Source organism: Rhodospirillales bacterium RIFCSPLOWO2_02_FULL_58_16 (assembly GCA_001830425.1).
Classification (GTDB): Bacteria; Pseudomonadota; Alphaproteobacteria; order Rhodospirillales; family 2-02-FULL-58-16; genus 2-02-FULL-58-16.
The window spans coordinates 73837-82140 of the sequence record MIAA01000020.1 but is presented as its reverse complement, the minus strand read 5'-3'; the positions used below and the strand labels follow the sequence as shown (position 1 = coordinate 82140).

Below are 8304 nucleotides of genomic sequence, written 5' to 3'. Positions count from 1 at the left end.
TTGTTCACCAGGGAGTTGTCCTTGGTGACGATGGTGACGATGATCGTCTTGTCGTCCTTCTCGGTGACCGCGCCGAGCTTGACGTTGGGATTGCCCCTTGCGACAAGGCTCCGCTCGAAATCCTTGGTCACGTCATCGACGGTTAACTTCCTGTCCACGGAAGTTTGTCCCCACGGGCAGTCGGGGTTGGCGCCGGGGCCGTATCCGTAACCCATTCCGGGGCCATGTCCGTAACCCATGCCTTGGCCGTGCATGCCGTAGCCCCCATGGCCGTAGCCTTCGGGGCCATGAGCGACGACCGGGCCGGCCAGGGCAAGTCCAAGGGCGACAGCGGCGATAAATGCGGTGACGATAATGGTTGTGCGGTTCATGACTGATCTCCTCATGTTGTATCGTTGACGCTGAAAGACAGTCTATCTCCGCCGTGTAACGCCGGTATTTCCGCCGCCAGGTCTTTTGGTTACGCTCTGTTACAAAAGCCGCGCCTGTTACATTCGGTTACCTGATTTTCGCCGATAAAGAGGCTTTCAGAGGTATAATCCGACTATGGACGAATCGCCGCACATCCTGATCGTTGACGATGACCGGGAAATCCGCGACCTTCTGGCGCGGTTTCTGGTCAAACACGGCTATCGGACGACGGCGGTTGCCGGCGGCCGCGAAATGAAACGCGCCCTTGCCGACCGGGCGATCTCCCTGATCGTGCTGGACCTGATGCTGCCGGGAGAAGACGGACTGACCCTTTGCCGCAACCTGCGCGCCGGTTCCGCTATCCCGATCATCATACTGACGGCGATGGGCGAAGAAACCGACCGCATCATCGGCCTGGAGATGGGCGCCGACGATTATCTGGCCAAGCCCTTCAGTCCCCGTGAATTGCTGGCCCGGATCAAGGCGGTGCTGAGGCGCGGCAACGGCTTGCGTAGCGACGAACCCGGCAGGGACTCGCGGCACTCATTCGCCGGCTGGCGTCTTGATCTCGGCAAGCGTGAGTTGCTGTCCCCGGACGGCGTGCTGGTGGGTCTCAGCGGCGGCGAGTTTGAACTGTTGGCCGCCTTCGTCACCCATCCCCGACGCATCCTCAACCGCGACCAACTGCTGGACATAACGCGGGGCCGCGAAGCCCAGCCTTTTGACCGCAGCATTGATGTTCAGGTCAGCCGCCTGCGCCGCAAGATCGAGGCCGACCCCGCCGATCCCGCCCTTATCAAGACGGTGCGGGGAGAGGGATATATCTTCACCGCCGAGGTGGAGAAAATATGATGCGCTTTATTCCCGACACCATCATCGGACGCACGGTGCTCATCCTGTTGCTGGGGCTGATAGGGTCTCAGTTGATTGCGCTGATCCTCTATTCCGGCGACCGCCACAATACGCTTGCCGCCTCCAGGGGGCGGTACGCGGCGGAAGGCATTACGTCCATCGCCGGCCTGGTGGAGAGAACGCCGGCGGCGGAGCGCCCGCAACTGCTCTCATCAATCCATCGCCCCGGCCTTCGCGTCGACTGGTCCCCGGACGCCCCGTTGGTCGCCGAGGCCGGCGCCGACAGGCAGGCCGAAACGGTTCTCTCCTCGCTGCTTGATAATCTGGAAAACATTACTCCCGAACATATCCGCATCGCCGTTATCGACGCGGAAAAATTTGCTCCCGGATTCAATATGGGACACTCCGGAGGGATGCATCGCGGGATGCAGGGCGGGCGCTTCAGCCAACTCTTGCAGGTATCGCTTCGCCTGACCGACGGCAGTTGGCTTAATTTTACGACGCCGTTTGAAAGTTTCGGGCGGTTTTGGACATCGCGTTTATTTCTTGCCGTCATGCTGTCGGCGGCGATGGTGACGGCTCTTTCCGTTTGGGCGGTGCGCCGTTTTACGGCGCCGCTGGAGCTGTTCGCCCGCGCCGCCGAGCGCCTTGGGCCGGATGTCGGCGCTCCGCCGTTGCCCGAAGACGGGCCGCGTGAGGTGCGCCGGGCGTCACGCGCCTTCAACGGGATGCAGGAGCGCCTGCGGACCTTCGTGCGCGACAGAACCCATATGCTGGCGGCCATCTCCCACGACCTGCGGACGCCGATCACCCGCCTTAAATTACGCGCCGAGTTTGTCGGCGATGATGAGCAGCGGAGCAAGATGCTCGCCGATCTGGACGAGATGGAGGCGATGATCTCGTCCACCCTGTCCTTTGCCCGCGACGATGCCGCCGACGAACCCCGCAAGCCGCTCGACCTGACCGCCCTGTTGCAAAGCCTGTGCGACGACATGGCGGATGCCGGTCATGCCGTCGCCTGCCGAAGCGGGGACAGGATCGCCTATAAGGGTCGTCCCTTGGCCTTGCGAAGGGCCTTCGGCAATCTTATCGGCAACGCCGTAACCTACGGCGGCGCCGCCGATGTGACGCTGAAAATAAATGACGGCATGGTCACGGTTACGGTGGATGATGACGGCCCCGGCATTCCCGCCGCAGAGCTGGAAAGGGTGTTCGCCCCCTTCCACCGCCTGGAATACTCACGCAACCGCGAGACCGGCGGCGTCGGCCTGGGCTTGGCCTCGGCCCGCTCGCTGATCCGCGCCCACGGCGGCGACATAACCTTAACCAACCGTCCCGAAGGCGGCCTGCGAGCGACGGTTACCTTACCCCCGGCATGAGTTCACGCCGTCCCTAACGCGGCGCGGCGGCAACCCCGGATGAAGACGTCCAGTTTTCCAGGCGCAATCCTTCAACCCGCTCGAATTCTTTGGTATTATGGGTAACCAGGATCAGGCCTTCGCAACGGGCGTGTCCTGCTATCATCAGGTCATACGGGCCGATAGGAACGCCTTTTCGTTCGAGCGTGGACCGGATTTGACCGTAATGCGCCGCCGCTTTTTCCTCAAAAGGCAGAACTGCCAAACGCGCCGCGAAGCTCTCAATGATATCAAGATTGTGCTCCGGTCTTGCCGATTTTTCGGCGCCGTAAAAAAGTTCCGCCAGACTCACCGATGACATACATAAACGGCCAAGATGTTCATTGAAAATATCCCGCACCTGCAAAGGACGATTTTTGATCGCATAGATGCAAATGTTGGTGTCCAGCATATAGCGCAGCAACTAAACGTCCTCCCTTTCCTGCATGGGCGGCTGACGGCGTTCAGTCATGAAATCACCGGAGACGGCGGGACCGTCAAAAAAACTGTCCCAGACGGAATCGACGGGCGTTATCAAGCGAGCCTGTCCGATCTTGAGGATTTCGACGCGCTTGACCGTATCAGGCAGCGCCACGGCCTTCGGCAGCCGAACGGCCTGACTCTTGTTCGTTGTGAACACGGTTGATTGGGTCATGAATGACTCCCGCAGGATGGTATATCCTCAAGGGATATACCATAATATCTCCCGCACGGGGGAATATGTCAATGAGCAATCCCTACTTTGCCCCCGGCATAAATTCAGTCTTCACCGGGTTGGCGTCGTCCATGGTCCATTCGGCCATTGAGCCGTCGTACAATTTAGCTTCTTTATTCCCCAACAATTCGTACAGCACAAACCATCCCAACGACGCCACATGGCCGGTGTTGCAGAAGGTAATGACCGGCCCCGCAGTCGCAATGCCGGCTTTCCGGTGAAGCGCCGCAGCCGCATCGGCACTGAGAAAAACGCCGCCGTTATTCTCGGTCAACGACGCGATGGGCAGGTTCCCGGCTTCGGGGATAGTCCCCGGACGTTTTACCGACGGGCTTTGGATGATGCCGCTGAACTGTCCCGGACTCCGGCTATCCACCAGATTGCCGCCGTTTCCGGCCCTTTTCACGTCATCAATGGTGGCGACAAACTCCGGCCTGAAAACGACCTTGAAGGTCTTGGCGGCCGGTTTGGTTGCGCCTTTTTCCAAAGGCCGTTGCCGCTTCTTTTGATAGACGGCCATGCCGCCGTCAAGAATCGACACCCGGTCGTGGCCCGCCGTCTTGAAGGTCCAGTAGATGCGCGTGGCGACGGCCATCTCTCCGGCGGAAAGGCCGCCGGGCGCCAGCACCACATGGTCTTCATTGCCGATCCCCAGTCCGCCGATCAACGAAGCCAGATGCGCGGCGTCGGGCAGCATTCCGGGGACGCCGTTTTTAACGACTCTCCAGTAAGGTTCATCATAGTCGGTATGAACGGCGCCGGGAAGGTGTCCGTTCAGGTAGGAGGCCTCATCCCTGATATCCAGGAAAACAACGCCCGGCTTGCCCGGATTGTCGTTCACCCATTCGGCGTTGACCAGCGGCTCCACCGTATCAGTTGCCGCATCGGCAACGCCGGCAAGGGAAACAACCATTGCCATGACGACAAAAATGAGGCGCTTCTTCATTGTTTTCCCCGGATAATTTCCGTTGTTAAGCTATAAAAATGTGCGGTTTCCCGTTAATGTCAACCTCTACGTTCAAAGAGCCGTCAAACAGATGACGGTCACGCATCTTACAGTCCAACGGGATATTCTGCACGGGGAGATAGCGTTCAATATCGCCGAGACGTTCGCGGAGATCGACGAAACGCGCCGCCTTGTCGTCCGGCCATGCCTTGCTTACGCAAGCGGCGGCGAACAGGGCGGCCTGATCCAGCATCCATGAATCGTGTTCTTTGAATTTCCGAACGATATAGTCCCGACTCAGCGCCAGAAAACGTCGCGTACGCTCGTTATTCCTGAAATAAAGCATCGCGGCGTGAAAGAGAAGAGAAGGCGCCGGTCCCGGCATTTGAAAATAGGCGATATCGGCGTCGGCAACGGCATTGCAAACAGGAGAGATATCCGACGCCGGGCAAGTATCGATATCCGTCACCAAAAGGTCCTTGCCGTAAAACTCCATAATTCGCTCACTGATCAAAAAACGGCTGCATGCGAAATAGGTGGCGTTATGATCGTCTTTATTTTCCTCATCGCTGAAACGAAAACGGTCGCCGCCGCTGAATGCGGCCATGAGACCCAGGCTTTCCCCGGTGGCGTTAATAACGTGAATATGAGCGGTGATTGCGGGTTCCATATTTTGAACCGCTGCGGCAAATCGGGGAAAATATTTATCAAAATAAATTCCGTTGCAGGCGGCGAGGATAACCAGGGGAGCGGGACATGTCTTCCTTTTGCCATCATCCATGACAAGCGTTTGCGGCGGCGGTGGTTGGGAAGAGAGAAATCCGGGCGGCTCCAGGAGCCAAGCCTGATTGGCCATATAAGCCAGATAATTGGTTATAAAAACCGTGTCGTCGGCGAACATGTCCTGGGTCTGCATGGCGAATTTAAGTCCGCGACGAAGATGGAAGGAGGCCCCTTCAAGATCAAAACCGGACGCCAGCCGGCATCCTTCCGCATATTCCGAGATGCCGCGAAAGGCGCTGTCCTCGGCAGTTGACTGATAAAAGGCTTTGATCACGTCGTATTGTTTTTTTTCAAGGAGATGATTCAACGCGAGGAAAAGCAGGCTGGCGGCGTCCTTGTGTGATCGGTGCCTTTGCCCCAACAGGCTGAAGGTTCTCTCCGCCCGCCCCAGGTGAAGCAGGCATAAAAGCAGAAGCCGCCATGGTTCGTCCGGCGCATCGTCGGCGCCTGCCAGCGGAAGCAAAAGATCAACGGCGTCGCCATAGGCGGCGGCGTCCATAAGGGACCGTATCTTATCGAGAGGTTTGGAAGCGCTATGCAACTCGGTGCCCTCTTGGATTATTACGCTCATCAAAACGCCCACATCCCAAGCAATTGCCTCTTAATTAGGCAGCAACTTAACCGTCAATCCATTTCACATAAATAACGGCCAAGCCGCAATACCCTGATTTTACGCCGTTTTCGCGCCGGCTGCTGGATTGGCACAAACTCTGCAAACATGGGCTGGTGATATTCAGCGCGGTCTGTGCTATTTAACTCCGACGTTTGCGGAACGTATCAACTCTAACATCGAGGCGCGATTTCATGAAGAAGATCGAAGCCATCATCAAGCCCTTCAAGCTGGACGAGGTCAAGGAGGCCCTTCACGACATAGGCCTTCAGGGAATCACCGTCATCGAAGCCAAAGGCTTCGGTCGCCAGAAGGGACACACCGAACTCTACCGGGGCGCCGAATATGTAGTCGACTTCCTGCCCAAGGTGAAAATCGAACTTGTGCTGGAGGACAATCTGGTGGAAAGAGCCATCGAGGCCATTCAACAGGCGGCGTATACCGGCAAGATCGGCGACGGCAAAATTTTTGTCATCCCGGTTGAAGACGCGGTGCGGGTGCGCACCGGCGAACGGGGCGGAGAAGCCATATAAAGGGGCGCCGCATAAGGCGGACGCCCGGTATCAATATTATTCCTGTGTAGGGGGAACTTAAGACCATGTCCATGAACTGCAAGAATCAAGCGGATGTCCTCAAGGCGATCAAAGACAACGATATACCGTTCGTCGACCTGCGCTTCACCGACACTCGCGGCAAGTGGCAGCACCTGACGATGTGCTCCGACTTCATCAATGACGACTCGTTCACCGACGGCATCATGTTTGACGGCTCGTCCATCGCCGGCTGGAAAGTGATCAACGAATCAGACATGTCATTGATTCCCGACGCCAAGACGGCGGTGATGGACCCCTTCTGCGCGCAGCCCCAGATGATCCTGTTCTGCGACGTCATCGAGCCGACCACCGGCCAGGCCTATGGACGCGACCCGCGCTCTTTGGCCAAGCGGGCGGAAGCCTATCTCGCTTCCACCGGCATCGGCGACACCGCCTACTTCGGCCCCGAGGCCGAGTTCTTCGTGTTCGACGCCGTGCGCTTTGACGTCTCGATGAATCATACCTTCTACGAGTTTGATTCCGATGAAGGTCCATACGTCACCGGCAAGATCCTGGCCGAGGGCAACATCGGCCACCGTCCCCCGGTCAAGGGCGGCTATTTCCCGGTGCCGCCCGTGGATTCCAGCCACGACCTGCGCGCCGAGATGATCACCGTGATGAAGGAAATGGGCCTGACCATGGACAAGCACCACCACGAGGTGGCGCCCAGCCAGTCCGAACTGGGCATGGTTTTCGACACCCTGGTGCGCAGCGCCGACAACGTGCAGATATATAAATACTGCACCCATATGGTCGCCCACACCTACGGCAAGACGGCGACTTTCATGCCCAAGCCCGTGATCGGCGACAACGGCTCGGGCATGCATACCCACCAGTCCATCTGGAAGAACAAAAAGCCCATCTTCGCCGGCTCCGGCTACGCCGATCTGTCCGACACGGCGCTCCACTACATCGGCGGCATCATCAAGCACGCCAAGGCGCTCAACGCTTTCACCAACCCGTCAACCAACAGCTACAAGCGCCTGATTCCCGGCTTCGAGGCGCCTGTGCTGCTGGCTTACTCGGCGCGCAACCGCTCGGCAAGCTGCCGCATTCCGTTCTCCTCCTCGCCGGCCGGCAAACGGGTCGAGGTCCGCTTCCCCGACCCCACAGCCAACCCTTATCTGTCGTTCGCGGCGATGATGATGGCGGGCCTGGACGGCATCCAGAACAAGATCAATCCCGGCGAAGCCATGGACAAGAATCTGTACGACCTGGAACCGGAGGAACTGAAGGACGTCCCCACCGTCTGCGGCTCGCTGCGCGAGGCGTTGACCACCCTGGACGCCAACCGGGACTTCCTCAAAAAGGGCGACGTGTTCTCCGACGACGTCATCGACGCCTACATGGCCCTCAAGTGGGAAGAGGTCTACAACTTCGAACACACCCCGCACCCGGTCGAGTTCAAGATGTACTGGTCGTCATAAAACAATCGGCGATCCGATCAAACCAACGGCCTCCGCCAGCAATACCGTCGGGGGCCGTTTTTTTTAGAGAGCGCGTCAGGATTGATTAACCCCATTAAGCTCTAATCTGAAAACAAGGCGTGGATGGCCGTGACAAGCACGGCCATGACGGTTTCATTTACTTTGTCATGCACGGGCTTGACCCGTGCATTCACGTCTTTCTTGTACGAAAACGGCGCGAGGATAAAGACGTGGATTGCCGAATCACCCCCGGACTTGATCCGGGGGCCGGCCATGACGATTTTGCGTATGTATAATGTCAACGGTAAATATCAATAACCGCTGGTATTAATAGTAACACAGAGATCACAGAGCAAGGCACAGAGAAGAAAGAACGTAAAAAAACTCTACACAACTTGCGCGAAGTTAATTTTAATTCTTTTTTCTTCTCTGTGATCTCTGTGGTTAAACCAATCTATAAAAATTCGTCTGAAAACAAGGTTGGCTGGGGCGCCAGGATTCGAACCTGGGAATACCGGTATCAAAAACCGGCGCCTTAACCGCTTGGCCACGCCCCATCACCTTGTCAAC

The 8304-nt window shown here is 57.7% G+C and carries 8 protein-coding genes, 1 tRNA gene and 1 pseudogene; 4 read left to right on the top strand and 6 right to left on the bottom strand.

Annotated elements, in window-relative coordinates:
* Positions 1 to 371 (bottom strand): annotated as a pseudogene (locus tag A3H92_06760) (hypothetical protein).
* 175 nt (positions 372 to 546) lie between these two features.
* On the opposite strand from A3H92_06760, the gene A3H92_06755 reads away from it, so the two are divergent.
* On the top strand, positions 547 to 1263 hold the full coding sequence (locus A3H92_06755; GenBank protein OHC75305.1) for a DNA-binding response regulator: 717 nt from the start codon (positions 547 to 549) through the stop codon (positions 1261 to 1263).
* Positions 1260 to 2642, top strand: a complete 1383-nt coding sequence (locus A3H92_06750) for a hypothetical protein (GenBank protein OHC75304.1) — start codon at positions 1260 to 1262, stop codon at positions 2640 to 2642. The genes A3H92_06755 and A3H92_06750 overlap by 4 nt, the downstream gene beginning before the upstream one ends.
* 13 nt (positions 2643 to 2655) lie before the next feature.
* On the opposite strand, the gene A3H92_06745 is transcribed toward A3H92_06750, so the two are convergent.
* The 4 genes from A3H92_06745 to A3H92_06730 all read right to left on the bottom strand — a co-directional run bounded on the left by A3H92_06745 (position 2656) and on the right by A3H92_06730 (position 5675).
* Positions 2656 to 3084, bottom strand: a complete 429-nt coding sequence (locus A3H92_06745) for a plasmid maintenance protein (protein ID OHC75303.1) — start codon at positions 3082 to 3084, stop codon at positions 2656 to 2658.
* Positions 3085 to 3315: an antitoxin gene (locus A3H92_06740; GenBank protein OHC75302.1), complete on the bottom strand. Its 231-nt coding sequence runs from the start codon at positions 3313 to 3315 to the stop codon at positions 3085 to 3087.
* Positions 3316 to 3397: 82 nt separating this feature from the next.
* The gene (locus tag A3H92_06735) at positions 3398 to 4321 is read right to left on the bottom strand and encodes a hypothetical protein (protein ID OHC75301.1); all 924 of its coding nucleotides are present in this window, start codon (positions 4319 to 4321) and stop codon (positions 3398 to 3400) included.
* Positions 4322 to 4346: 25 nt separating this feature from the next.
* Positions 4347 to 5675 (bottom strand): hypothetical protein, encoded by a 1329-nt coding sequence (locus A3H92_06730; GenBank protein ID OHC75300.1) that lies wholly within the window; start codon positions 5673 to 5675, stop codon positions 4347 to 4349.
* 233 nt (positions 5676 to 5908) lie between these two features.
* Here A3H92_06730 and A3H92_06725 point away from each other — a divergent pair, with 233 nt between their 5' ends.
* Both A3H92_06725 and A3H92_06720 read left to right on the top strand, forming a co-directional pair.
* Positions 5909 to 6247 (top strand): transcriptional regulator, encoded by a 339-nt coding sequence (locus tag A3H92_06725; protein OHC75299.1) that lies wholly within the window; start codon positions 5909 to 5911, stop codon positions 6245 to 6247.
* Between the two features lie 65 nt (positions 6248 to 6312).
* Positions 6313 to 7734, top strand: a complete 1422-nt coding sequence (locus A3H92_06720; GenBank protein ID OHC75298.1) for a type I glutamate--ammonia ligase — start codon at positions 6313 to 6315, stop codon at positions 7732 to 7734.
* A 481-nt stretch (positions 7735 to 8215) separates the two neighbouring features.
* Here the strand turns inward: A3H92_06720 and A3H92_06715 are convergent.
* Positions 8216 to 8291, bottom strand: a tRNA-Gln gene (locus A3H92_06715).
* Positions 8292 to 8304 lie beyond the last annotated feature (13 nt).

Bases quoted from the DNA above. Each gene is read 5' to 3' on its own strand.
- A3H92_06755 (OHC75305.1), top strand. From the start codon at position 547: ATGGACGAATCGCCGCACATCCTGATCGTTGACGATGACCGGGAAATC.
- A3H92_06735 (OHC75301.1), bottom strand. From the start codon at position 4,321: ATGAAGAAGCGCCTCATTTTTGTCGTCATGGCAATGGTTGTTTCCCTT.
- A3H92_06725 (OHC75299.1), top strand. From the start codon at position 5,909: ATGAAGAAGATCGAAGCCATCATCAAGCCCTTCAAGCTGGACGAGGTC.
- A3H92_06730 (OHC75300.1), bottom strand. From the start codon at position 5,675: ATGAGCGTAATAATCCAAGAGGGCACCGAGTTGCATAGCGCTTCCAAA.
- A3H92_06740 (OHC75302.1), bottom strand. From the start codon at position 3,315: ATGACCCAATCAACCGTGTTCACAACGAACAAGAGTCAGGCCGTTCGG.
- A3H92_06750 (OHC75304.1), top strand. From the start codon at position 1,260: ATGATGCGCTTTATTCCCGACACCATCATCGGACGCACGGTGCTCATC.
- A3H92_06720 (OHC75298.1), top strand. From the start codon at position 6,313: ATGTCCATGAACTGCAAGAATCAAGCGGATGTCCTCAAGGCGATCAAA.